Annotated in this window: 16 protein-coding genes; 8 read left to right on the top strand and 8 right to left on the bottom strand. The window is 64.0% G+C overall.

Annotated elements, in window-relative coordinates; all coding sequences use genetic code 11:
• The 5 genes from ABIV12_RS16655 to mfd all read right to left on the bottom strand — a co-directional run.
• Positions 1-545: diguanylate cyclase (locus ABIV12_RS16655; RefSeq protein ID WP_348061407.1), on the bottom strand; the 545-nt coding region annotated here is incomplete at its 3' end.
• Positions 542-1,600, bottom strand: coding sequence for a hypothetical protein (locus ABIV12_RS16660; RefSeq protein ID WP_348061409.1), 1,059 nt, complete (start codon positions 1,598-1,600; stop codon positions 542-544). The genes ABIV12_RS16655 and ABIV12_RS16660, both read right to left, overlap by 4 nt.
• Complete coding sequence (locus tag ABIV12_RS16665) at positions 1,576-2,808, bottom strand: hypothetical protein (protein ID WP_348061411.1); 1,233 nt, start codon at positions 2,806-2,808, stop codon at positions 1,576-1,578. Before ABIV12_RS16665 ends, ABIV12_RS16660 begins: the two co-directional genes overlap by 25 nt.
• A 133-nt stretch (positions 2,809-2,941) precedes the next feature.
• Positions 2,942-3,820 (bottom strand): Hsp33 family molecular chaperone HslO, encoded by an 879-nt coding sequence (locus ABIV12_RS16670; RefSeq protein WP_348061413.1) that lies wholly within the window; start codon positions 3,818-3,820, stop codon positions 2,942-2,944.
• A 45-nt stretch (positions 3,821-3,865) separates the two neighbouring features.
• Entirely contained in the window at positions 3,866-7,309 is a 3,444-nt protein-coding gene (gene mfd, locus ABIV12_RS16675; protein WP_348061415.1) for a transcription-repair coupling factor, read from the bottom strand.
• A 361-nt stretch (positions 7,310-7,670) separates the two neighbouring features.
• On the opposite strand from mfd, the gene ABIV12_RS16680 reads away from it, so the two are divergent.
• Both ABIV12_RS16680 and ABIV12_RS16685 read left to right on the top strand, forming a co-directional pair.
• The gene (locus tag ABIV12_RS16680) at positions 7,671-8,693 is read left to right on the top strand and encodes an efflux RND transporter periplasmic adaptor subunit (protein WP_348061417.1); all 1,023 of its coding nucleotides are present in this window, start codon (positions 7,671-7,673) and stop codon (positions 8,691-8,693) included.
• On the top strand, positions 8,690-11,845 hold the full coding sequence (locus tag ABIV12_RS16685; protein ID WP_348061419.1) for an efflux RND transporter permease subunit: 3,156 nt from the start codon (positions 8,690-8,692) through the stop codon (positions 11,843-11,845). Before ABIV12_RS16680 ends, ABIV12_RS16685 begins: the two co-directional genes overlap by 4 nt.
• 57 nt (positions 11,846-11,902) lie before the next feature.
• Here the strand turns inward: ABIV12_RS16685 and pbpC are convergent, their stop codons facing one another.
• Together pbpC and ABIV12_RS16695 are read right to left on the bottom strand one after the other, a co-directional pair.
• Entirely contained in the window at positions 11,903-14,245 is a 2,343-nt protein-coding gene (gene pbpC / locus ABIV12_RS16690; RefSeq protein ID WP_348061421.1) for a penicillin-binding protein 1C, read from the bottom strand.
• Between the two features lie 51 nt (positions 14,246-14,296).
• A complete protein-coding gene (locus tag ABIV12_RS16695) occupies positions 14,297-19,201 on the bottom strand; it encodes an alpha-2-macroglobulin (RefSeq protein ID WP_348061459.1) in 4,905 nt (1,634 codons plus the stop codon).
• A gap of 249 nt (positions 19,202-19,450) precedes the next feature.
• On the opposite strand from ABIV12_RS16695, the gene ABIV12_RS16700 reads away from it, so the two are divergent.
• On the top strand, positions 19,451-20,860 hold the full coding sequence (locus tag ABIV12_RS16700) for a deoxyribodipyrimidine photo-lyase (RefSeq protein WP_348061423.1): 1,410 nt from the start codon (positions 19,451-19,453) through the stop codon (positions 20,858-20,860).
• A gap of 212 nt (positions 20,861-21,072) precedes the next feature.
• Here the strand turns inward: ABIV12_RS16700 and rlmJ are convergent, their stop codons facing one another.
• Complete coding sequence (gene rlmJ / locus ABIV12_RS16705) at positions 21,073-21,921, bottom strand: 23S rRNA (adenine(2030)-N(6))-methyltransferase RlmJ (RefSeq protein WP_348061425.1); 849 nt, start codon at positions 21,919-21,921, stop codon at positions 21,073-21,075.
• 82 nt (positions 21,922-22,003) lie between these two features.
• Here rlmJ and ABIV12_RS16710 point away from each other — a divergent pair, with 82 nt between their 5' ends.
• From ABIV12_RS16710 to ABIV12_RS16730, 5 genes are all read left to right on the top strand, one after another.
• On the top strand, positions 22,004-22,375 hold the full coding sequence (locus tag ABIV12_RS16710) for a hypothetical protein (RefSeq protein ID WP_348061427.1): 372 nt from the start codon (positions 22,004-22,006) through the stop codon (positions 22,373-22,375).
• A gap of 99 nt (positions 22,376-22,474) precedes the next feature.
• Positions 22,475-24,190 (top strand): copper resistance system multicopper oxidase, encoded by a 1,716-nt coding sequence (locus ABIV12_RS16715; RefSeq protein ID WP_348061429.1) that lies wholly within the window; start codon positions 22,475-22,477, stop codon positions 24,188-24,190.
• On the top strand, positions 24,187-25,041 hold the full coding sequence (locus ABIV12_RS16720) for a copper resistance protein B (RefSeq protein WP_348061431.1): 855 nt from the start codon (positions 24,187-24,189) through the stop codon (positions 25,039-25,041). Before ABIV12_RS16715 ends, ABIV12_RS16720 begins: the two co-directional genes overlap by 4 nt.
• 120 nt (positions 25,042-25,161) lie before the next feature.
• Positions 25,162-25,344, top strand: coding sequence for a hypothetical protein (locus ABIV12_RS16725; protein WP_348061433.1), 183 nt, complete (start codon positions 25,162-25,164; stop codon positions 25,342-25,344).
• 65 nt (positions 25,345-25,409) lie between these two features.
• Complete coding sequence (locus ABIV12_RS16730) at positions 25,410-25,820, top strand: ketosteroid isomerase-related protein (protein WP_348061435.1); 411 nt, start codon at positions 25,410-25,412, stop codon at positions 25,818-25,820.
• Positions 25,821-25,833 lie beyond the last annotated feature (13 nt).

Genomic DNA, 25,833 nt, shown 5'->3' on the forward strand with positions numbered 1-25,833 from the left:
GCGACCTTCATCGCTTCGTCCAACCCGGTTTCGGGCATCAGGCAGGCGAATTCTTCGCCTCCGTAACGGGCGACGACGGTTTCGGGCGGTGCACATCGTCGCATGGCGTCGGCGACCGCATGCAACGCCATGTCACCGGCCGGATGGCCGAACTGGTCATTGTAAGACTTGAAATGGTCGACATCGATGAAGATCAATGAAGCCACGCCCGCATTGGGACGCTTCCCGCACAACGACTGGAGAACCTCCAGCAAGTGACGCCGATTGGCGAGGCCCGTCAGTGAATCCTGGTAGGACAACCTGCGAAGCTGCGCATTCGCTTCATTGAGTTCGGCGGTGCGCTGCGCGATCCGCTGCTCAAGCGTGCGACGCTGAAGACGCAGGTTTCGCGTGCGCAACGTGACGAGCGCGTATGCCAGCAATACGATTGCAAAGGCGAACAACAGCCGCGTCACCTTCGTTTGCCACCACGCCGGCAGGACCTCGATCGGCATCTCCAGTGGGCCGCTCACGTTGCCTGCGTAGTCGCGCGCCTCGACGATCAACCGGTAATCGCCAGGCGCAAGGTTGCTGAACGTGCGGCTGCCGTGGGACGTCCATGGTCCTGGAGCGGGATCGTATCCGACGAGCGTCGTGCGGAAGCGCGAATCACTTTCGCGCTGCCATGACAGCAACGCGTAGTCGAGTCGCAATTCGCGACTGCCCGACGGAACGCGGATATGCGTGGCATCGATGTCGGCTCCATCGACTTGCGCCGCGATGAGCTTGAGCGGCTTGGGTGGCGATCGGAGATTTCGCTTCCCGGGTCGAAGACGGCTACGCCCCCGAGCATGCCGGTCCAGAACCGGTCGTTCGCATCGATGAACTGGGCGTCCGTGTTGCACTCGTCATGCACCAGTCCGTCCTTGCGCGTATACAGGCGCGATTCGTAGCCTCCCGGACCCGTCGTCAGGACCTGCACGCCGTTGTTCGTGCACACGTAGATGCGGCCGGTCGAATCGCGCATGGCGCCATAGGCCGTCCGGTCGGGTGGGGCAGGGAGGTCGTCGACGGGCAACGTGATCGGATGCATCGGATCGGTAACGTCCACCCGCTGGATTCCGTCGCCAACGCTGCCGAGCCAGAGAATCTGGCGACCTTGTGCGTCCGGCAGCAACGTCAGCGACAGCAGTTCGATGCCCGGCAGGCCGATCTCACGTCCCAACAACGACACGTTCTCGCCGTCGAAACGTGCGAGGCCGCGGTTGGTGCTCGCCCATATCCAGGAGTGACCCGCGCGATCGAACTGCTCAACGAGGCTGAGCGCGCGCCACGTGCCGACGACGCCCGGCGGACGCATCGACGTCCACTGTCCGCCGCGTTGGCGAAAGACGCCCGACTGGCGCGTCGCAACCCAGAATTCATGCTGCCCATCGACGGTGCGCCCGAGAACATCCAGCGGCGCTTCGCCGATTTCGTGGGGCCAAGGCGTCTCGACCGCCTCGAATACGGGGCCGTCCCTGACGCGCATGAGATGGCCGTACATCAGGCCGAGCCAAAGGGTTGGCACCCCGCGATCGTCCGCTGCCGGCTTGATCATCCGGCTGTCGGAGGTCGGCATCGCGCTGTTGGTGGCGTTGAACGTGCGCCAGCGGCCGTGCTCGTAGAGCCCGACGCCATCCGCGGTTGAGGCGATCCACAGGCGCTCGCCACCCTGGTCGTCCGGCTCGACGCGCACCCGAACACGCCATTGCTGCTTGAACCCATCAACGAAGCGGTGTGCCAGTCGCTGGCACCAGCGATCGTGCGTGCGACGCCTCCTTCCGTCGCAAGCCACAGCACATCGACTCCATCGGGACTGCGCCAGACGCTGAGCCCGCGGATGACGTTGGAGGGGAGGCCGAGCCGTCGGTCGGATGTCTGCACCCGATCGTTGTGGACGCGCAGAAGACCGGCGCGCGACGCGATCCAGATCACGCGTTCGCCGTCCGGCAGCACGCTTTGCGCCATGTCGTACAGCTCGTCCGAATGCAAGTCGCCGGACGCGTGGGTCCACGACCGTGCGCCGTGCGCATCGAGGCGCCATAGCCCGACACCGAAGGTCGATACCCACAAGGCCTCATCGTCGCCACGACCGGTGACCAGCAGGTCTTCGATCTGGCGGGGCGCGAAGCCGTCGCCTTCGTGCTTTTTCCAGCGTCCATCCTCGCGGTACCAGAGGCCGTTGTCGCCGGTCGCAAGCCACAAACGTTCCTGTCCTCCGATCAGATGCGTTCGAGCAATCGCGGTCAGTCCACCTGCCGACTGCGGATCGGGTCCGGGCTCGACGACCCAGCCCGAGGCGCCGTGCCGGAGAAGCAGCCCGTCAGCGGAAAGCGCCCAGAGTTCGTGCGAGCCATCCGCGGAGATTGTTTCGCTGAGCCTGCGGTATCGCGTGCTCGGCAAACCGGTCTCGCGGTTTTCCACATGCCAGCCTGTCGCGTCCTTGTGTGCGATTCCAAGGTCGCGAAAGCTCGCCCACAGGATTCCGGTGCTGTCCACGAAGAGGTTGGCAACCGATCCGGCAAGCGCTGGATCCCTGAGTGGAGTCCACGAGCGTCCGTCGTAGCGGGACAAGCCTGCCGGAGACGCGAGCCAGGCAAAGCCTTCCGAATCGGTGCGGACGTCGACGACGACCGACTCGGGCACGCCATCACGTGCGGTAAATGTCGTGAACGACGGCGCTCCGATATCGAGCAGGTCGATCGGTCTCTCTTTCGATTCGACGCCAACCGATGTTCCGATCAGCGTGAGCCCGATGCAGATGATTGTCGCGTACAGCCGGGACACGGGCTGGGGATACCTTGAGTGGATTCGGGCAGACCGAGTAAAGCACGATGCGTACCATCGCCGTCAACGGGTCCCGCAATCATCGTTGAACAGCGTGACCGACGCGCAACGACAGCCTCGCCCCCGGCGGTGCTCAGTGGCGCGTCGCAGGCCCGCCGTCGGTCGGCACATTCGCGAATACAACGGCGACATCGGCCGCATCGAGCACATAGCGCCGGTTGCAGAACTCGCACGTCACATCAACCGATCCCTGTTCGGCGAGCACCGACTCGTTTTCCTCTCGGCCGAGCGCGCGCAACATGTCTTCCACCCGTTCGCGCGAACACGTGCAGCCGAACTGGAGCGCCTGCGCCGGATGCATGCGCACCCGCTCATCGTGAAAGAGACGCAGCAACGTTTCCTCGGGCGCAAGCGTCAGCAATTCCTGCGGCGTCAATGTGGCGAGAAGGTGGCCAACCCTGTTCCAGCCGTCCTCATCGCCCATTGACTCGCCGCCGGTTGCGGCAATCTCCTGCAGCATCAGTCCTGCGCAGCAATCGTCATCCGCGGCCAGAATGATGCGCGTGGGCAACTGCTCGGAGCGCTGGAAATACCCCTCGAACGCGTCGGAGAGGGTGTCGCCTTCCACTGCGACGAGCCCCTGATAGCGCGAGTCGGTGATCGCGTTCTCGATCGTGATGGCCAGGCATGCACCCGGATCCGGCACGATCCGCATCATCGGTGCATCCCCTTCCCATCGCGCCACGCCGCGCAGGATTCCATCGTGCGTGCAGTCGGCGAACAGCAGTTTCAGCGCGCCGCTGTCGCGCAGGTGAATCGACAGGCGGCCTTCGAACTTGATCGTGCTGGTGAACAGCGCGCTGGCGGCAACGGCTTCACCCAGAATGCCGGCGAGGGGACCCGCATAGTGACCATTGGCGCGGATGCGGCGCCACGCGTCGTCGAGGCGCACGATCGCGCCGCGTACTCCGGCGTTCTCGAGCTGGAAGCGGTGCAGCACATCGTTCGGCATCGTTGAAAGATTTCCGGATTGCAGACCAGGGAGGCGGGCGTGTCGTCAGGCGGCTCGGCGCGCGCCGAGCGCCGTCAACAGGTCGCTGGCCGCACGCAGGCGCTCGGCGGCGCCGTCGAGTTGCATCTTGAAGCGCAGCTTGTCCTGGCCATCGAGTGCGTAGACCCGCGGCTGCGACTGGATGAGACGGATCACGGTCAACGGCTCGATCGACGGATTGGGCCGGAAGATCACGCGTCCGCCGTTGGCACCGACGTCGAGCTTGCGGATGCCGAGCGGGGTGGCAACCAGCTTCAGTGCGGTCGTCGCGAACAGCTGCTTCACCTGCTCGGGCAGCAGCCCGAACCGATCGATCATCTCGACCTGCAACTCGCGCAGGTCGTCCTCGTTGCGCGCGCTCGCAATGCGCTTGTAGAGCGTGAGGCGTGCGTTGACGTCGGGCAGATAGTCGTCCGGGATCAGCGCGGGAAGATGCAGCTCGACCTCCGCCTCGTGGTCCTGCGTGAGGTCGAAGTCCGGCACCTTGCCGCTCTTGAGCGCGCGCACCGCGCGATCGAGCATGTCGGTGTAGAGCGAGAAACCGACCTCCTCGATCTGTCCGCTCTGCTCCTCGCCGAGGAGTTCGCCGGCGCCACGGATTTCCAGATCGTGCGTCGCCAGCGTGAATCCGGCGCCCAGTTCCTCCAGCGAGGCCAGCGCTTCGAGGCGCTTCTCCGCGTCCGCGGTAATCGAACGGCCTTCCGGAAGAATCAGATAGGCATACGCGCGATGATGCGAGCGACCGACGCGGCCGCGCAGCTGATGCAGCTGCGCGAGCCCGAAGCGGTCCGCGCGATTGATGATGATGGTGTTCGCACTGGGCACGTCGATGCCCGATTCGATGATTGTCGTCGCGACCAGCACGTTGAAGCGCTGGCGGTAGAAATCGAGCATCACCTGCTCGAGTTCGCGCTCCGGCATCTGGCCATGGGCGACGCGCAGGCGCGCCTCGGGCATCAGTTCGCCCAGTTCACGCGCCGTCTTTTCAATGGTCTCCACTTCGTTATGCAGGAAGTACACCTGGCCGCCGCGCGCGAGCTCGCGCTGCATCGCTTCGCGGATCAGTGCCGGATCGTGGTGGCCGATGAAGGTCTTCACCGCGAGTCGATGCGCCGGCGGTGTCGCGATGATCGACAGGTCGCGCAAACCGGCCATCGCCATGTTCAGCGTGCGCGGAATCGGTGTCGCGGTAAGTGTCAGCAGGTCGACCTCGGCGCGGAGTTTCTTCAGCGCTTCCTTCTGCCGTACGCCGAAGCGCTGCTCCTCGTCGATGATCACGAGACCGAGGTCCTTGAACTTCACGTCGGCCTGCAGCAGCTTGTGCGTGCCGATCATCACGTCGACCTTGCCCTCGGCAAGCTTCGCCAGCGCCTCGGCCATTTCCTTCTTCGACTTGAAACGCGACAACACTTCGACGCGGATCGGCCAGTCGGCGTAGCGGTCGCGGAAATTCTGGAAATGCTGTTGTGCAAGCAGCGTCGTCGGCGCCAACACGGCCACTTGCTTTCCAGCTGTCGCGGCGACGAACGCTGCGCGCAGCGCGACTTCGGTCTTGCCGAAACCGACATCGCCGCACACGACGCGATCCATCGGTCGCGGCGAGGCGAGGTCGGCAATCACGGCCTCGATCGCGGTCGCCTGATCCGGTGTTTCCTCGAACGGAAATGCGGCCGCGAATTGCTCCGTCATCTCGCGGTCGACCGGAATCGATCTGCCCTGGCGCGCTTCGCGCTGCGCGTAGATCGCCAGCAGTTCGGCCGCAACGTCGCGTACTTTTTCCGCCGCCTTCTTCTTTGCGCGCTCCCATGCGTCGCCGCCGAGCGAATGCAGCGGCGCGAGCTCGGGCGCGGTGCCCGAGTACCGCGACACCAGGTGCAATTGCGCAACGGGGACATACAACTTGTCGCCCTTGGCATATTCGATCGACAGGAATTCGGCGCTCGCGCCGCCGACGTCCAGCTTGAGCAAACCCTGGTAACGGCCGACGCCGTGGTCGACGTGAACGATCGGCGAGCCGATCTGCAGTTCAGCGAGATCACGAACGATCGATTCGGGATCGCGTGCAGCGCGCTTGCGTCGCCGCGTCTGCTGCACGCGCTCGCCAAACAGTTCGCGTTCGGTCAGCACGGTGAGTGCGGGCTTGGTCAGCGCGAAACCCTGTTCGAACGATGCGACCGTGATCGCAAACCGGCTGTCGCTGCGCTCGAATTCCTGCCATGACGCGAAGGTGTCCGCGCGAAGCTGCGCGATGGCGAGCTGCTCGATCAACGCTTCACGGCGTCCTGCCGAATCGGCTGCGATCAGGACGCGGCCGGGATACGCGCCAACGAAGTGCTTGAGCTCTTCGGCGTACACCTCACCCTTGCGGTTGATCGGCAGGCTCGGAGCGGGCTGCGTTCCGAGATCGACTGCGTGCTCGCTGGCGCCCTTTGCAACGATGTCGACGCGCAACTCGTTGTTGAGCCGTTCACGCAGCTGCTGCGGTGGAAGATAGAGTTCGGTGGGCGGAAGGATCGGCCGCTCGATGTCGTGCGCCCGTTGGTCGTAGCGGCTTGCCGTCTGCAGCCAGAACGCCTCGGCCGCATCGAGCGCGCCCGCGTCAAGCACGAACAGCGCATCCGACGACAGGTAGTCGAACAACGTTTCGGTCTGCTCGAAGAACATCGGCAGGTAATACTCGATGCCGTTCGGGGTCGTGCCTTCCTTGATGTCCTGGTACAGCGGGCAACGGCGTGGATCGATCGGAAACCGTTCTCGCAGCGCGTTTCGGAACGCCTTCGCCGATTCCTCGGTCAGCGGAAATTCGCGCGCCGGTAGCAGCCGCACAGAGTCGACCTTGTGGTCGGAGCGCTGCGTTTCCGGATCGAAGGTGCGGATCGAGTCGATTTCGTCGTCGAACAGCTCGATCCGATACGGTTCATTGCTGCCCATCGGAAAGATGTCGAGCAGCGCACCACGCACCGCGAAGTCTCCCGGCTCGAGCACCTGCGGAACGTTGCGGTAGCCCGATGCCTCAAGCCGCCTGCGTTCGTTCGCGATGTCGAGTTTCTGCCGCAATTCGAGCACGAGACCCGAGCCGGTCACATAGCTGCGCGGCGCGAGGCGCTGCATCAGCGTCGCAATCGGTACGACGAGAACGCCACGCTTGAGCGACGGCAGCCGGTACAACGTCGCGATGCGTTGGGAAACGATGTCCGGATGCGGTGAAAACAGGTCGTAAGGGAGTGTCTCCCAATCGGGAAACTGCAGCACTTCGAGATCGGTGCCGGCGAACACGCCCAGTTCGAGTTCGAGCGCATGCGCCGCGTGGGTGTCGTGGGCAACAACGACGACGACGCCCGCGTGGGTGCGACCGGTTTCGGCGAGCACGAGCGCGAGCGATGAACCGTGCGGCGTCGACCAGTAGCGGCGCTGTCTGACCGATGCCGGCAGAGGAGGCTTGATGAGCATGGATTCCTGACAGCTAGTGACGCGCGCGGACGCCGACCCCGGGCTGTGGGGTGGATGCCGATCGGCCAGTTTACAGTACGTCACGTTGCAGAGCGCTTGCGGACGCTGCGATCGCACGTTCTCTGCGACGCGGGTAACGCGGCGGAACGCAGGATGAATCGCCCGGACGTCATGAGTGCGCTTTACGTCTGCTTTACCGCCTCCGGACACAAGCGATTCAAACGATCCGTCACAATGCCCGATTGGATCGCGACAGAGCCGAGTGCGCATGAGAAAAAACCGGAAATCGCGCCATTGGCCGCTTGTCGCGGCTGTCCTGCCCATCGCGATCATTGCGTGTTCGCGTGATCATGCGCCGCCGGTGGCCTCTCCTTCGCCGGTCACCGTGGCGACTGTCGTCGTTCGCGACATGCCGCTGCTGGCCAACGCGGTCGGCACCGTCGAAGCGATCAACAGCGTATCGATCAAGTCGCTGGTCGATGGACAAATGGATCAGGCGTTCGTGAAGGACGGCGACACTGTGGTGCTCGGGCAGGCTCTCTTCCGCATCGATCCGCGCACGGCGGAGTCGTCTCTGCACGAAGCGCAAGCCGCATTGGCCAGGGATCAGGCGGCGCTCGCGCAGGCGAAGTCGCAGGTGGATCGCTACGCGCCGGTTGCCGCAAAGCATTACATTTCGGCCGACCAGATGGAGCAGTACCGCACCAATCTTGCGTCGTCGGCCGCGAGCGTGAAAGTCAGCCAGGCGAATGTCGCGTCGGCGAAGCTCGCGGTTGGATTCACCGACATCCGCTCGCCGCTGGCTGGAAAGATCGGCCGCATTCTCGTGCAGCCAGGCAATCTGGTGAAGGCGAACGACACAAGTGCGCTCGTCGTGATCAACCAGATCGAGCCGATCTACGTCACGTTCGCGTTGCCCGGAACGCTGCTCGGTCGCGTGCTCTCGGCGCAGAAGTCAGCACCTCTGTCCCTGTCGGCCAACATCGAAGGCATTGCGCAACCGGTGGAAGGAAAGGTCGCGTTCATCGACAACGCCGTCGATACGACCACCGGCACCATCAAGCTGCGGGGTGAGTTTGCCAACGTCGAACACTTGCTGTGGCCGGGCCAGCTGGTCAACGTCCGTCTCACGCTCGGCACCGACGCGAATGCCATCGTCGTGCCGGACCGGGTCGTGCAGAATGGCCCAGACGGTCCGTATGTCTTCGTCGTCAAGCCGGACCGGCACGCAGAACAGCGCACCGTCGAGGTCGCCCGGCTGGTCGAGGGTGACGCAGTGATCGCGAAGGGGCTGGCCGCTGGTGAAACGGTCGTGCTCGATGGCCAGTTGCGCGTCGAGAACGGATCCGCGCTGGCTGTCTCCGACGCTGCGCCCGCACCGTGAACGTCTCGGAGATCTTCGTCCGCCGGCCGGTGATGACGATACTGGTCATGGTTGGCCTGCTTGTCTTCGGCATCGTGGGCTATCGCCAGTTGCCGGTGGCGGCATTGCCGAACGTCGATTTTCCGACCATCCAGGTTTCGGCGAGCTTGCCCGGCGCTTCGCCGGAAACGATGGCGTCGGCCGTCGCGACGCCGCTGGAAAAACAGTTTTCGCAGATTCCTGCGGTGGATTCGATGACGTCGTCGAGTTCGCTCGGCACCACGTCGATCACCCTCCAGTTCGCTCTCGACCGGAATATCGACGCCGCAGCGCAGGACGTGCAGGCGGCCATCTCGGCCGCGTTGCGTCAGTTGCCGTCGCAGATGACGACTCCGCCGACCTTCAAGAAGGTGAATCCTGCCGATTCGCCGGTGTTCTACGTTGCGTTCACGTCGAAGACGCTGCGGCTTTCCACGCTCAATGAGTTCGCGGAGAACACGCTCGCTCAACGAATCTCTACGGTCAATGGCGTCGCGCAGGTGAATGTCTACGGATCGCAGAAATACGCGGTGCGCATCGATCTCGATCCAACAGCACTGTCCGGGCGCAACCTCGGCATCGACACGGTCGCGAGTGCCATCGGCAGTGGAAACGTGAACCTTCCGACCGGCACGCTCTATGGCCCGAACCGCATCTACAACGTGATGGTCGATGGCCAGCTCAAGGATGCGGCTGCGTTCGGTGAACTCATCGTCAGCTATCAGAACGGTTCGCCGGTGCGGCTGAAGGACATTGCGCACGTCTACGACGGCGTGCAGAACGACAAGGGCGGCGCGTTCCTGGATGGCCAGCCGGGCGTGGTGCTGGCGATCCAGAAGCAGCCAGGCACCAACACGATCACGGTGGTCGAGGACATCCGGAAGATGCTGCCGGCGTTCGAGCGCACGTTGCCGGCCGGAGCCGACCTCAAGGTGATCTACGACCGGTCGCAGAGCATCCACGAATCGGTCGACGACGTGAAATTCAGCCTCGTGCTCGCGCTGGTGCTGGTCGTGCTGGTCATTTTCGTGTTCCTCCGCAACGTCTCGGCGACGGTGATTCCATCGCTTGCGCTGCCCATGTCGATCGTTGGTACGTTCGCGGTGATGTACGCGCTCGGCTTCAGCATCGACAACCTCTCGCTGATGGCGTTGACGCTGTCGGTCGGTTTCGTGGTGGACGATGCAATCGTGATGCTCGAGAACATCTCGCGCCATATGGAGATGGGCAAGGACCGCCTCACCGCGACGCTCGATGGAGCGCGCGAGATCGGTTTCACCATCGTCTCGATGACGCTGTCGCTGGTGGCGGTCTTCATCCCGGTCGTGTTCATGGGAGGCATCATCGGTCGCCTCCTCAACGAGTTCGCGATCACCATTGTCGCCGCCGTGCTGGTGTCCGGTGCAGTCTCGCTGAGTCTCACGCCGATGCTGTGCAGCCGCATGCTCAAGCCGCTCCACGGCGGCACGCACGGGCGGATGTACCAGGCGTTTGAACGCGCATTCGATGCCACCCAGAATCTGTACAAACGCACGCTTGAAACGTGCGTGCATCATCGTTTCATCGTGCTGCTGGTGTTCTTCGCATTGGTCATTGCCACCGGCGTTCTTGCGGTGAAGGTGCCCAAAGGATTCCTGCCGAACGACGACACCGGGCAGTTGTTCGTGTTCACCCAGGCGGCGCAGGACATCGGCTTCGACGCGATGATGGCGAAGCAGCGCGAGGCGCTCGACGTGATCCGCAAGGATCCGAATGTCGACAATGTGATGGCCTTCGTCGGCGCCGGTGGCAGCAGCGCAACACTGAATCTCGGTCGGATGATCGTGAATCTGAAGCCGCCCGGCCAGCGCAAGAATGCGGATGAGGTGGTGCAGGAGCTGCGACCCAAGCTTCAGCACATCGTCGGCCTGCAGGCATTCCCGCAGAATCTTCCGCTGATCCGCATTGGCGGAAAGCTCACGAACAGTACGTACCAGTTCGTGTTGCAAGGGACCGAAACGAAGCAGTTGTTCGAGTGGACGCCGAAGCTCGTTGCCGGATTGTCGAAGGTTCCCGGTTTCCTCGACGTGACCAGCGACATGCTGATCGCCAATCCGCAGCTCGACGTGACGATCGACCGCAACGCGGCGGCCGCATACGGCGTAACACCCGATTCAATCGAGAACGCGTTGTACCAGGCGTTCGGTCCTGCGCAGGTGTCGACGATCTACACGCAATCGGACCAGTTCTGGGTGCTGATGCAGGTCGACCCGAAACGCCAGTCGGATCCGTCCGTGCTCTCGACGATCTACATCACCCCAACGCTGCCGACCAGCGCGGCAGTGGGCGACGCGACTGCCAAACCATCCACGCAGCTCGTGCCACTGTCGGCGGTGACGAAAACCGGAAACTCCGTCGGCCCGGCAACGATCAACCATCTCGGCCAGGTGCCTGCGGTGACCGTGTCGTTCAACCTCGGGCCGGGCATGTCGCTCAGCAGCGCGGTCGACGGAGTGGACAAGACGGTGGCCAACCTCAAGATGCCCGACACGATCACGACCTCGTTCCAGGGCAGCGCGCAGTCCTTCCAGGACTCGGTATCGGGCATGGGCATCCTGCTGGTCCTCGCGATTTTCGTCATCTATCTCGTGCTTGGTATTCTCTACGAGAGCTTCATCCATCCGCTGACGATCCTGTCTGGCCTGCCGACCGCGATTTTTGGAGCCCTCCTCACGCTGACGATCTTCGGCAAGGACCTCGACCTTTACGGTGCGGTCGGCCTGATCATGTTGATCGGCATCGTGAAGAAGAACGCCATCATGATGATCGACTTCGCGCTGGAAAAGCAGCGCGAGGGCGACGACGCCGAACACGCGATCCTCGAAGCATGCGTCGTGCGATTCCGACCGATCATGATGACGACGTTCGCGGCGCTGATGGGCACGCTGCCGATCGCGCTCGGCTTCGGCGCTGGTGCGGAAGCGCGGCGACCGCTCGGACTCGCCGTGGTCGGAGGTTTGATCACGTCGCAGTTGCTGACGCTCTACATCACGCCGGTGATCTACCTGTACTTCGAGCGCTTGCAGACGCGGCTGGGACGACGCAGGGCGGACGCAGCGGCAAGCGCGTTGCCGCCGGTTGAAGGGGTCGCCTGAGTCGTTTCCTTCGCCGGCGAGTCATCGGAGATTTCGGCCACGGCGGCCAGTTTGCGTCTAGCGCAGCACCCGCACGCTGACCTGCGCCGTCGCGCCGCTGTTGGACAGCGCGGTGACTGTCTGGTTGCCGGCGTCCGCAAACGCGTGTTCAAACGGTCCGGTTCCCGTTGTTTCGCCTTCGAGTCGACCGTTCACCAGCCACAGTACCTCGCCGGTCGCGCCGAGGGCGCGTAGCCGCAATGTCGCCGGCTTGTCGCTGTTGGGCGCACGTGCAATCGCCGCGTTGTCGGCGACGCCCTCGATGTGGATCTGCTGTGCCGCGTCGAGTCCATCGGGTGCACAACCCCTGGCGAGGGCGGGCAAGCTCGCGCGATGACGCAGTTCACGTGACAGCCACGGATAGGCGAGGGCGGGCCAGCGCGCGATGTCGATTTCGCTGGACGCAGTTTTCGTGCACGCGGCGCTGATGCGGGCTCCGCTCGCATCGAGGCGCAAGTGCGTGACTCCGGCACTCCACACCGAATTGTCGCGTTCCGGAAGGGTCGGCGGGATGACGCCATTCAAGAGCCATGCGGTGCGCTTCTGATGACAAAGCTCCGGGCGCGTGGAATCGAATCTGAGGCCGAGCGGCCAGCAGACGTCCGCCTGCGTGACTTCGACGGGTGGCGGTTGCGGCGTTGCGGACATCGCGCTCCGCGGCAGGCTGTCGACGACCTGGAACATCAATGGCAACGCGGTCACCGCGCCGTATTGTCCGGGCAATGGCGTCCCATCCGGTCGGCCGATCCACACGGCGACGGTGTAGGCGCGCGTCGCGCCGACGGCCCAGGCGTCGCGGAATCCGTAGCTGGTGCCGGTCTTCCACGCGACGCGCGGACGCGAGCCCGGATCAAACGTGCCCGGCGCATAACCGGGTCGAGGATTGGCTTCGAGAATGTCGCGCACGATCCACGCCGCGCCATTGGACAGGATGCGACGATCGACGGTCGCGTCGTCGGCCGCGTAGCGCACGCGTCCGGCCACGCCTGCGCGATTGAGCGCGGTGTACGCGCCGACGAGATCTTCCATTCGCACACCGGCGCCGCCGAGGATCACCGAGAGATTGGGCTGCACGCCGCGCGGCAGGCGCAACGCGAGACCCGCATTCGCGAGTCGTCCTGCGAAGCGCGTCGGCCCGATGCGGTCGATCAGATCGACGGCCGGCACGTTCAACGACAGGCGCAGCGCTTCAGCGGCACCGATCGGTCCGTTGTAGGCCATGTCGAAATTGCCCGGTCGATAGGTGCCAAATGATTGCGGGGCGTCGATCAGAAGACTTTCCGAATCGATCAGGCCATCATCCAGCGCGAGGCCGTAGAGAAACGGCTTCAAGGTCGAGCCGGGCGAGCGCCACGCGCGCACCATGTCGACGTGGCCGAGTCGGCGCTCGTCGCCGAAGGCCGCCGAGCCAACGTAGGCGCGTGCCTCGAGCGTCGCGTTGTCGACCACCAGCAATGCGGCCGATGTGCGATCGGGCAGGTGCGCGAGGTAGTCGGTGACGCGGGATTCAAGCGAACGCTGCAGTTCGGCATCGATCGTCGTGGTGATCCGCCGAACGAGCGGTTTCTCTTCGTGCAGCCGCTCGGCCAGCAGTGCTGCGCTCATCGGCGCCTGCAAGGTGCGGGCCGCGACCGACTCGATCTGCGCGTCGTGCACTTGCGAGCGCGTCCAGACGCCGAGATCGGCCATGCGTGCGAGCACCTTGTCGCGCGCACGGCGCGCCGCATCCGGTCGGCGATCGGGACGCAGGCGACTCGGCATCTGTGGCAGCACGGCGAGCAACGCGGCTTCGGCATGCGACAGCCGCGACGCCGGCTTTCCGAGATAGGCCCACGACGCCGCTTCGACCCCCTCGATCGTTCCGCCGAACGGCGCGCGGTCGAGATACAGGGTAAGGATGTCCGCCTTGGACAGATGCGCTTCCAGTTGCAGCGCGCGAAGGATCTGGCGCAACTTGCCGAGTGCACTGTGCGGCGTCCCGTCGAGAATGCGTGCGACCTGCATCGTCAGCGTCGAGCCCCCCGAGACAAGGCGCCGATGCACGATCCACTGCACGAATGCGCGCGCGAGCGCGAACGGATTCACGCCAGGATGTCGGTAGAACCAGCGGTCTTCGTAAGTGAGCAGTGCATGGATGTACAACGGCGAGACGTCGTACAGACGTGCCGGATAGCGCCACACGCCATCGCGGTCGGGAAACGCACGCAACGGAATGCCGTCGCGCGACAGCACCACCGTGCTGCCGCTCGATGCGTCGGGCAGAGGCAGCGGAAACAGGCGGTCGAGCAGCAGCGCCAGTGCGGACAGCACCAGCACGGTCGTTCCCAGTTGTCGCAATCGGCGGCGCAGTCGGGATTTCATCGACGTCCGTTGCGGATCACGACGCCGCTACTGCTTCGTGTTCCGTTGACCTCAGGGTTCGATCACCGTCACCGACGCCGGCGTACTGCGGCCGATGCCGCGCACCGATGGCATGTACATGTCCTCGACCAGCGGCGGTGGCACCTGGTACGTGCCGGGTGACACGGCTCGCACCAGATAGAACACATGCGCGGTCTGGCCCTTGTCGAGTTTCAGCGCGGCGACGTACCGGTCGTCGCGGAATTCCTCGTGGCGCACGTCGGCCGCCTGTGAGCGATCGGTGATCGTGATGCCGTCGACGACCACATCGGCCCATTGCTTGGCATCGGTCAGATTGAAATTCTCGATTTCCAGACCACCTGGCAGCAGATCGACCAGCAAGGCGTCCGGCATTGCTTCGCGTGCTTCAAGCTTGAGCCCGACAATCAGGCTGTCGCCTTCCTTCATCGGTGCCGGCTCCCATGGCTTGCCATCGAGCGTGTAGAACTGGCGCTGGATCCACACGTGATGATCGTCGACCGGCGGCGCCGTTTTCGGCACGCCGGCGACGTCAGTGCTGACGTACAGCGGAAGGTCGCCCTCCGGCATGAAACGCACGCCGGCCGCGAGTTCGCTGCCGACGAATTCGCGGCTCCACAGGCGTTCGGGACTGATCGGAGTGGACGTGCCGCCGATACCGAGCGTTCCCGAGACGACGGTGTCGCCGTCCTTGATCAGCGTCTTGCCGAGGCGCGCGATCGCGATCTGTTCCTGGGTGCTCAAGTACATCGATCGCCAGCCGTACTTGCGTTCACGATCGTCGGCGAGGTGATCGCGCGTCGTCAGCGAGCGCGCCAGGTCGAACACCCGGCCGTCGTACTCCGGTTTGTCGAGACCGTATTGATGCACCAGCGCAATCATCAATGCGGTGTCGCGCAGATCCGAGCCATAGTCGCCGAGGTACCACGGCCGATCGACCTTCTTCGCGAACGCCTCGGCGATGGCCTTTTCCGCGCGCGGCTGGTCGCCCATCAACTTGAGCGCGATGCCCAGATGCACCAGTGGCAGCGCGGTCAGGGATTTGCCTCGCTCGTTGTCGTACAGCGCGCGCAGTGTGCCGAGCGGCGCACGGTTGACCCGCGCGAGCACGTAACCCGAATACGCCTCGTTGGCGAAGCGCAATGCGTCGCCGTGTTCGTATCCGTAAAACGGATGACCTCCCGACAGCAGATCGTCGTTCAGGCGCTTGAACGATTTCTGCAGCGTGTCTTCCGGCACGATGAAGCCACCGTCGCGAGCATCCTCGAGGAACTCGACCACATAGGGCGTGATGAACTCGCTGATGCTGCTGTCGCCTCCCCACATCGAGAAGTGACCTGACGCGATCTGCATCGACGCGATCCGCCCGATCGCGCCCTCAATGCGTTCCTTGCGCTGATCGCCCGGCAACGCGTCGACCTGCAATTTCTGCGCAGTCTCGCCATCGAGAAGCAGCGCGGCGAATCCCTTGCTGGTGGTCTGCTCGATGCAGCCGTAGGGATAGCGCAGCAGATCCTTCAGCGCGGCGGCAAATGGCAGCGGTGGCAGGCTCGATACGGTCAAGCGTGCAGTGACCGAGTCGGCCAGCAAGCCGTCCATCATGTCGGAGCCCAGCGTGACCGGTTCGAGTCTGTCGAGCGCTCGGGACGACGAACGAAGAGTGCTCGGCCAAGCGGCGCGCACGACCATCTCGAACTGACGGTCGATCTTGATCTCGCCACTGGTCGCGCTCACGTTGATCTTGCCGACGCCGTAACCCTCGAGCGCGGTGAGGGGAAAGGCGAGGGTCGTCTTGGCGCCGTCGGCGAGCGTGACCTTTCGCATGCCCTTGTCGATCGCCAGCGGCTTCGCCGTGGTCACGTTGACGGTGAATTCACGCGGGATGCCCGAGAAATTCTGCAGGTCGAGCGTGAGCGACGCCTTGTCGCCTGGTGCGAGCACGCGCGGGGTCGAGATTTCCGCGACCAGCGGTGCGCGCACCACGGTTTCGGTGTCGGCGCCGCCGTACTGGTTCTCGCCAAACACCTGCGCAGTGATCCGAACGGTGCCGTTGAAATCGGGCATCTTCAGTGCGACCTTCGCTTCGCCCTTCGCATCGAGAGCGACGACGCCGGAAAAGAGATCGACGGTCTGTACTTTCGCGGTCGGCCGCCGCGCCTGGGGCAGTGCGGCGAGAGCCATGTCGCCGCCGTAGCGCAGCTTCGCCGTGTTGCCGTCGAAACTCTCGATGACTCGCGCGTACAGATCGTAGGCATCGATGCCGAGTGCGCGTTGCGCAAAGAACCACGCATTCGCGTCGGGTCGCGCGAAACGCGTGATGTTGAGGATGCCGACATCGACCGCGGACACGGTGACGTACGCTTTCTTGCCGGCGAGTGCCGGCGCTTTCACGGTGACCGGCAGGTCGATCTCCGGTTTCATCTGTTTCGGTGCGTCGACCTGCACGTCGATCTTGCGGTCGCTGCGATCCATCGAGACGTACGCTTCGCCGACTGCGCGTGCCGGCGTGACCTTGTCGGCTGCCGAACCGCCACGGAACACCAGCGCGGTCACGTACACGTCGTGGCGTTCCCAGTCTTTCGTTACCGGAATTTCGAACGTCGCGCCCGGCTTCGCGTCGATGGTGCGCGAGTACAGCAGATGATCGGATTCGACCAGCAGCAGCCCGGGTCCGGCCTGCGGTGGCGTCACCGTGATCTTGAGCGTGTCGCCGGCGTGATAGGTCGGCTTGTCGAGCGCGAGTTTCACCTTGTCCGGGCGCGCCTCCTTGCCACGATTGTCGTCGTGCCAGCTCCAGCCGGCGAAAAACGGAAGGCGGGTGGTCAGTCCCGTCGCCGGATCGAGGATCTCGACGCGGTAATTGCCCCAGTCGACCGGCACATCGAATTTCGCAACCTTGCCGGCTTCGGTGTCCAGTTCGCGCGATTCGCTGTCCTCGTAGCGCTCGTTGTAGTCGAAGTGCCAGCCGCTCTCGCGGTCGAAGGTCCAGCGGTAATCGCGATATTCGCGCACCAGTTTGAGCTTGAGGTGCTGACCGGCCAGCAGATCGCCATTCGCGTTGCTGCGGATCAACTCGAAAGCCGCACGGCCGCGCGCATCCGATCCTTCCTTCAGGTCGAACAGCGGACGCACGCCCACCAACACGTCGTTCGGCCAGACGGTGCGCTTGAGTGTGCGCGTCACCGTTCGGCCGCCCGATTCGTACACGCTGCCGGACAGCATCACCGCGATCGGAGCGGTGGGTTTCGCAGCATCTGGGATCAGGATCTCCTTCTCGAACTTGCCCTGTTCGTCGAGCACGTCGTCGACGACATCCTTCGCCTCTTTCGGCAGCTCTACGGTCGGGTCGCCGAAATGGAAATCCTTGTGCGCATCGACCGGATGCGGGTCGGCGCTCAGGGTCAGTCGCGCCGTAAATCGATTGCCGGACGCCGGTGCGCCGTAGAGATAGTCGCCCTCGACATCGAGCTTGAGCGCTTCGCCCGGCTTGAGAACGGCTTGCGTCGACGAGAGATCGAGCTTCAGCCGCTCGGGCAGGAATTCCTCGATACGGAAGGTCAGACCCTGCGTCGCGTCCTTCGATTTCGGATCGGTACGGAACTCCACCTGCCAGCGACCGGTCGGCGCGTCGACCGGGATTTCGCGCGACCACTCGAAATAATTGAGGTCCTTTGGATCGAGTTTCGCCTGCGCATACGGCCGTCCATCCGGCTGCTTGAGAGTGACGAAAAGCGGCTGCGGCTTGATCGCATTACCGTCGTCATCACGCAGCAATGCGGAGAGACGGATCGTCTCTCCCGGTCGATAAAGGTCGCGATCGGCCCATCCGAACACGTCGAACCAGGTCTGCTTGCGTCCGGCCACTGCAAAATCGGACACATCGAGTGCAGGCTGGTTGAACGGCAGCAGCGACACATCCTTGCCACTGCGAGCGACCATCACCTGGTCGGCTTTCAGCGCGTAGGCAAGCTGCGCGTTGCCGTTTGTGTCGGTTTTGCCGACCACCACCGATTCGCCCTTCGCGTCGAGCACCGACAGCTCGACTCCGGAAAATGGCTCGCCTGTTTTGAGCGACGCCGCGTGCACGAACAGCGAGTCCTTGTAGGCGCGCGTGTGGAGACCGATGTCGCTGACGAAGAAGTAGCTTGTCTCGAGCTCGTCGCTGAAAGTGCCGGCGCGCTTCATCGTGGCAAAGTAGAGGCCGGGCTGGGCCAGCTCGGTGATGTTCTGTACCGGCAGATAATTGAGAGTTCGCTCGTTGTCTTTGCCAGCCAGCACGAAGCGGTTTGCGTAGACCGAATCGGCGATGTCGACCACCGGGCGGCCCTTGCGGTTGTACCACTCGCCGCGCGGATCGAGGTCGTACGATCCGCGCTTGCCGTTCTTCTGGTAGGCAGCGAAGAAATTGGAGACTTCGTTGTCGTGCACGCGCAGGAATTCCACGTCGACTTCCCTGACATTGACCGACACGACAGGCAGACCGCGCGTCTCCCGCGCCGGCAGCACATTGCCCTGCGAAGCGAAACCGACTGCCGGCTCCATCGGCCCGGTGTTGACGTCCTTGGTCGTCTCATGACCCAGGGTCTTGCCGTCCGCTGCCGCCAGTTCGCCCTTGATGCGCACTGCGTAGTTCTGGTCGGCCTTCACGTAGGGAAAGCGCAGCGTCTTGCCGTCCTCGTCGAGCGCCCAGCTCCCTTCGACCGCGGCGCCCTTCGCGTCCGTCACGCCGATCAGCGTGTCGAACGCCTGGGTGCCGACGAGCGGCTGGGTGAACTCCATCGCGATCGCCAGTTGCCCCTGATACTGCTCGGCGCGCGCGGAGGCGAGCGCGAAACCTTGCGGCACTTCCGCTTTTGCGGGTGTCGCCGCAACAGGCTTGCTGCCTTGCACATCCGGAACGCCATCCTGTTTCCGTGAGCAGGCGCACAGCGCCAGCATGGCGGCGAAACAGGCAGTGGCGGCGATGCGCCGCTGGTACGGTGCGGATGAACGCAGGAACATCGTGAACTCCCCGGTGATCAATTCGAAAACGCTGGCATTGCGTCCAGTGAAGTATACGGCGACGAACAAGGCGGACTGCTGGCGACATGTGGCGGTTTGCGGCGGTTTCCTGGTGTGCGGGAGGTCGGCGCGTGCGTTCACGCGTTTGCAGGTAGGCTCCGCGCTTCGTCGATTCGCGGGGAACGCATGAGCACAGCCATCGTCTGGTTTCGCCGAGACCTGCGGCTTGCCGACAATCCGGCGCTGGCCGCTGCAATCACGTCACACGATGCGATCCTCCCGTTGTTCATCCACGCCCCCGACGAGGAATCGCCATGGGCGCCGGGAGCAGCCAGCTTGTGGTGGTTGCACGCCTCGCTGACTGCTCTCGATGCGCGTCTTCGCAAAAGCGGAGCGTCGCTGAGGATCGAGAAGGGCCCGTCGCTCGCGACGCTCGAGCGTCTGTTGAAGGCGACCGGGGCGACTGCTGTCTACTGGAATCGCCTTTACGACCCTGCGGTGATTGCGCGCGATGCGACGATCAAGCAGCGATTGCGCGACCTCGGTTCCGATGCGCGCAGTTTCAATGGCGCGCTGTTGGTCGAGCCTTGGGCCATCGAAACCGGCGACGGAAATCCCTACAAGGTGTTCACGCCGTTCTGGCGGAAGGCGCGCGCGGGCCTGGAAGTCCGTCCGACCGCCGCGGCGCCGCGGAAAATCGCGATGATGGAATCGAGCGGGGGTCTCGCGCTGGAGGCGCTTGATTTGTTGCCGGCGATCGACTGGGCCGGCGGAATGCGCGACGCGTGGGAACCGGGCGAGGCGGGCGCAGCGAAGCTTTTGCGGCGCTTTTGCGGCGATCATCTCGCTGACTACGCCGTCGAACGCGACATACCTTCGCATGCCGGGACCTCGCGATTGTCGCCACATCTCCATTTCGGCGAAATCTCCCCCATGCAGATTGCATGGGCGCTTCAGGACGCGTCGGCATCGACCGGGGGCTCCGGCGGAGGTGAGCCGTACCTGCGCGAGATTGGCTGGCGCGAATTCTCCCACCACCTGCTTTTTCATTTTCCGCAGACGCCGCAGGAAAATCTCAATCCGCGCTTCACCGATTTTCGCTGGGCGGAACCCGACGTCGCCGCGCTGCACCGATGGCAGCGCGGACAGACCGGCATACCGATCGTCGATGCCGGCATGCGCGAACTGTGGAGCACCGGTTGGATGCACAACCGAGTGCGCATGCTGGTGGCATCGTTTCTGACCAAGAACCTGCGCCAGCACTGGTCGCACGGAGCACGCTGGTTCTGGGACACCCTGGTCGACGCGGATCTCGCCAACAACACGCAGGGTTGGCAATGGACGGCGGGGACGGGCGCCGATGCGGCGCCGTATTTCCGCGTGTTCAATCCGGTCACGCAGGGTGCCCGTTTCGATGCGAAGGGCGACTATGTGCGGCAGTGGGTGCCGGAACTTCGGAACTTCGCCGGAAAGGACATTCATCAGCCGTGGGTCGACCAGGCACGCCTGCAGCGCAGCGGCTATCCGGCACCGATGGTCGATCTCGCCACGTCGCGCGCGCAGGCGTTGGCGGCGTACAAGAAGGTGTCGGGCTGACGTTGGCGGACGTGAACGAGCGCCAGCCTGACAGATGAAAAAAAACCGAGAACATGAAGTAATCGACGGTGTCGTTGAAACGCATCGAGCGCCAAGCGACGAGCCACCACGGATCGTCCATTCGTGTTTTTCGTGTTCGTCGTGTTTCAGTCTTCTGATTGTATTTCCAGTCGTTCGCTCTGCTCGCAGACGACTGCCACACGAAAACCCGGTCAGCCGCTCCTCTTCAGCGTATCGATGCGGTAGCTCGAATGTGTTCCGGGTGCGAGCAGGGCCGTCAACGCAGGAACGAACGACTCGAGAGTCCGCTCGAAGTGCCATGGCGGATTGATCAGCGCGACGCCGCAGCCATTCAGCCGCAGCGGAGTGTTGTCCGGGCTGAGCAGAAGTTCGGTCACCAGCACGTCGCGGGTGTGTTCGCTTGCGTGAAGCCATCGGTGGAACGGCGCGATCGTCTCGCGCAACTTGATGGGATACCAGATCGCATGGATCGCGTTTGGCCAGCGTTTCAATGCGTTCACGAGAGCGTCCTGGATGTGCGCGTATTCGCCGCCCTGCGCTTCGAACGGCGGGTCGATCAGCACCAGCCCTCGCTTCTGCGGTGGCGGAAGCAGCGCTTTCAATGCGCCGTAGCCATCACGTTGGTGCACGGCAAAACGCGCGTCGCCACGGAGTGCCGACTTCAACGCGCCGGCTTCCTCGGGCTGCAGCTCGCAAACGATCGCATGATCGTGAGCGCGCATCAGCGCGCGCGCGATCAATGGAGACCCCGGGTAGTGCTCGATGGCGCCTGTCGGGTTGGCCCCGATCACGAGATCGACGTAAGCGCGCAGTGACTGGGGAAGGTCGGGTGCGTCAATCAGTCGCTGCACGCCATCCACATATTCGCGTGTGCGCTCGGACTGCTCTGCGCGCAGATCGTAGCGGCCGCGACCCGCGTGCGTGTCGACATAGCAGAATGCAGCCGGCTTCGCTTTCAACGCGTGCAGAAGTTCGATCAGGATCACGTGCTTGAAGACGTCGGCGAAATTTCCGGCGTGGAACCCGTGGCGGTAGTTCATGTGGGGCGGAAATGTCCTGCACCGTGATTCCGGCGATGATGGATTGGCGCAAGGGCAACACAAGCGCGTACCATTCTCGTCCGTGACGCATCCGTTCGCCAGCCCGGTCCGACGACTGTCCCGCATCGCGCGCTGGCGTGTTGCCCGGATCGCTGCGTTCGTGCTGGCGGTGTCGATCGCACTGGGTGGCCTCGTCGGTGCGACCAGTCCATCGGATGCCGCAGCCATGTCGATGTCCGGCATGCATTGCGACACGGCGTCGTCCGTGAAGCACGCGAACGGTTCCGATGGTTGCTGCAAGGTCGCGTGTGCCTGTGCGTTCGCGCATGCGATCGGCCATGTGCCGGAGTCGCCGATCGCAGTTGCGCGGCCGCATCCCGTACCTCGGTTGGTCGACGACGACTCTGCATTCGCCGCGCCCGCGGGCCCCCACCAGCGCCCTCCGATCCGCTGAATCCGTTGTCGTTTTCGCTGGCGAACGCGTTTGGACGCGTCGTCGCCCGTCTTAAGCTCATGCGCAGCCGTCAGTCGCGCGTACGCCCGGATTTCAACCATGTCCCCTTTTGATGTCGGCACTCGCCGGCCACCCCTCCCGTCGCCCTCACGCAGGCGGTTCGTGCACGGCGTTGCTTCCGGTGCGCTGGCCATCGCGTGCGGCTGGCCACGCTTGCGTGCCAGCGAAGGGCGCGGCGCCGTCCTTTCCGGCACGCAATTCGATCTCGACATTGGCGCAGTGCCGGTCGACTTCACGGGCTCGCCCCGGCTCGCGGTCGCGGTGAACGGCCGGGTACCCGGACCGCTGTTGCGCTGGAAGCAGGGCGACACCGTGACCTTGCGTGTGCGCAACCGATTGCCCGAAACCAGTTCGATCCATTGGCACGGGATCGTGCTTCCGGCCGATATGGACGGCGTGCCCGGCCTTTCGTTCATGGGCATCGAACCGGGCGGCAGCTATCTCTATCGCTTCACCGTGAACCAGTCGGGTACCTACTGGTATCACAGCCATTCGCGGTTCCAGGAGCAGGTCGGACTGTACGGGCCGATCGTGATCGACCCGCGTGGAGTCGAACGGTTTCCGACCGATCGCGAACACGTGATCGTGTTGTCGGACTGGACCGACACCGACCCGGAACACATCTACGCGACGCTGAAGAAGCACAGCGATGCGTACAATTTCGGCCAGCCGACCGCTGCGGATTTCCTGCGTGATAGCAGCGCGCAGGGCGTTCGCGCTGCACTCGAGTCCCGCCGGATGTGGAACCGGATGCGGATGAATCCAAGCGACCTCGCCGACGTGTCGGCACACGTCTACACGTATCTGATGAACGGCAACACGCCCGCGGCGAACTGGAGTGGTTTGTTTGCCGCGGGCGAGACGGTGCGGTTGCGCTTCATCAACGGGTCGTCGATGACGTTCTTCGACGTCCGCATTCCCGGGCTCAAACTGCGCGTGGTCGCGGCGGACGGCCAGGACGTCGAACCGGTCGGCGTCGACGAGTTCCGCCTGGCGCCGGCCGAAACCTGCGACGTGATCGTCGAGCCGGAGGACGACAAGGCCTACACGATCTTTGCCCAGTCGATGGACCGGTCCGGATACGCGCGTGGCACGCTCGCACCGCGCGCCGGGATGCATGCTCCGGTACCCGCACTCGACGCACGTCCGTTGCTGGGAATGGCTGACATGATGGGCGATATGCGCGGCGATGCGATGGCCGGCATGGATCATTCGACCATGCATCACGCTGCAGGCAACGCGATTGCCCATTCCGCGAGCGAATTCGGACCGGGTGTCGACATGCGCGTCGACGCCCCCCGCACCAACATCGACGATCCAGGAATCGGACTGCGTGACAACGGACGTCGCGTGCTCACCTATGCCGACCTGCACACGCTGACGCAACCGGTTTCGGCCGACACGCAACGCGACATCGAACTGCATCTCACCGGTCACATGGAACGCTATGTGTGGTCGTTCAACGGTCAGAAGTTTTCCGACGCACAGCCGCTGCAGTTGCGCCACGGCGAGCGGGTGCGCATCGTGCTGGTCAACGACACGATGATGGCGCACCCGATCCACCTGCATGGCATGTGGAGCGAACTCGAATCGCCCGACGGACAGTTCCAGGTCCGCAAGCACACGGTTGTCGTGCAGCCGGCGCAGAAGATCGCGTATCGCGTCAGTGCGGATGCCATCGGCCGCTGGGCGTACCACTGCCATCTGCTGTACCACATGGAAGCGGGCATGTTTCGCGAAGTGGTGGTCGCGTGATCCCGTTGACGTCGTGCGCGCTCGTGCTCGCCCTCGGCCTCGCCCCGCACTCTGCTGAACGCGCTGCCGCGATGACGACCGACAGCGCGGTTTCTGCGACCCTTCCTGGCGCTGCGGGCGAATCGCTACCACCGGCCGACCACGTTCCTCCGGCCGCGCCGAGTCAGCCCATGGGCGCGATGGATTCGAGCCAGATGGTCGATGTGATGGGGATGGACGACCAGGCGATGTTCGGAATGTTCTCCCTCGATCGCTTCGAACACGTCGATGCAGATCCAGGGGCCGCACTCGCCTGGAGTCTGCAAGGGTGGATGGGCGGCGATTTCGACCGGTTCGCGTTTCGCAGCGAGGGTGAGCGCGAACATGGCCGCACGGATCGCGCCGACATCGAGCTGCTGTGGAGCCATGCTGTCGCGCCGTTCTGGGATGCGAAGCTCGGTATCCGACACGATTTCGGACGGGGTGCAGAGCGCAGCTGGCTGGCATCGGGAATCCAGGGGAGGGCTCCATACGACATCGACATGACGGCGACGGTGTATCTGGGCGAGCGGGGCAACACGGCGGTTCGCTTCGAAGCCGAGTACAACCTCCTGCTCAGCCAGCGTCTCGTGCTGCAGCCTCGATTCGAGCTGAATGGCTACGGGAAGGCGGACCCATCAGCACGGGTCGGCAGCGGCGTCGCAGACGCGGAACTGGGAGTGCGCCTTCGCTACGAAATCCAACGCAGGTTTGCGCCGTACGTCGGAGTCGAGCGGCACCAGCTGCTTGGCGCGACGGCGGATCTCGCGCGCGCGGCAGGAGAGGTCGCGGGCGATACACAGTGGCTCGCTGGCGTGCGGATCTGGTTCTGAGCCGTCGACGCGGGCGCGCATGACAGACGTCACCCCCGATGACTGATGCCTGCATCTGATGCGCAGGGACGCGCTGCGAGACGATGATCGCGCATCCAATCCGGTGCGCAGGAGATCGCCATGAACGTGCAGCTTCCGAATCTTTCGACCCCGACGCGCGAAACGCTGGAGAAATACATTCCCGTTCTGCTCGCCATCGGCGTCGCGTGGTTGCTGGCGCGCGGACTGAAGAAGGTGTTTTGGACCGCGTTCGGCATGTACTGGGCCATCCATGCGAGCGGAATGTCGCACTTCTGGCGCTGACAACCGCGGCGCGCGGCGGGCGCGCTACGATAGCCGACCACACTTGAGTCGGATGACGCGTCGCCATGAACGAAACGCTGCTGCTGATCCAGAACTACTACGCCGCGTTCAATCGCGGCGACTGGGACACCATGCTCGGTCTGCTCGCCGATGATGTCGTGCACGATCTGAACCAGGGGTCGCGGGAGAGCGGCCGCGAGATGTTCCGCGCGTTCCTCGGCCGCATGGATCGCAGCTATTCCGAGCAGTTGCGCAACATCGCGGTGATGGCCAGTGTCGATGGCACGCGCGCCGCCGCGGAGTATGTCGTGCACGGCGAATACAAGATTGCCGACGAAGGGCTGCCCGCCGCGCACGGACAAAAATATGTTCTGCCTGGTGGCGCGTTTTTCGATGTGCGCGACGGTCGCATCGCGCGCGTGACGAACTACTACAACCTGCAGGACTGGCTCGATCAGGTTGGAAAAGGGGTTTGAATCGTGGCGATCA

The sequence above is a fragment of the Dokdonella sp. genome (assembly GCF_039926425.1).
Lineage (GTDB): Bacteria > Pseudomonadota > Gammaproteobacteria > Xanthomonadales > Rhodanobacteraceae > Dokdonella_A.

Coding starts and splice junctions, on each gene's coding strand:
- ABIV12_RS16660 (WP_348061409.1), bottom strand. CDS start 1,600: ATGCCGACCTCCGACAGCCGGATGATCAAGCCGGCAGCGGACGATCGC.
- ABIV12_RS16670 (WP_348061413.1), bottom strand. CDS start 3,820: ATGCCGAACGATGTGCTGCACCGCTTCCAGCTCGAGAACGCCGGAGTA.
- mfd (WP_348061415.1), bottom strand. CDS start 7,309: ATGCTCATCAAGCCTCCTCTGCCGGCATCGGTCAGACAGCGCCGCTAC.
- pbpC (WP_348061421.1), bottom strand. CDS start 14,245: ATGAAATCCCGACTGCGCCGCCGATTGCGACAACTGGGAACGACCGTG.
- ABIV12_RS16695 (WP_348061459.1), bottom strand. CDS start 19,201: ATGCTGGCGCTGTGCGCCTGCTCACGGAAACAGGATGGCGTTCCGGAT.
- ABIV12_RS16700 (WP_348061423.1), top strand. CDS start 19,451: ATGAGCACAGCCATCGTCTGGTTTCGCCGAGACCTGCGGCTTGCCGAC.
- rlmJ (WP_348061425.1), bottom strand. CDS start 21,921: ATGAACTACCGCCACGGGTTCCACGCCGGAAATTTCGCCGACGTCTTC.
- ABIV12_RS16715 (WP_348061429.1), top strand. CDS start 22,475: ATGTCCCCTTTTGATGTCGGCACTCGCCGGCCACCCCTCCCGTCGCCC.
- ABIV12_RS16725 (WP_348061433.1), top strand. CDS start 25,162: ATGAACGTGCAGCTTCCGAATCTTTCGACCCCGACGCGCGAAACGCTG.
- ABIV12_RS16730 (WP_348061435.1), top strand. CDS start 25,410: ATGAACGAAACGCTGCTGCTGATCCAGAACTACTACGCCGCGTTCAAT.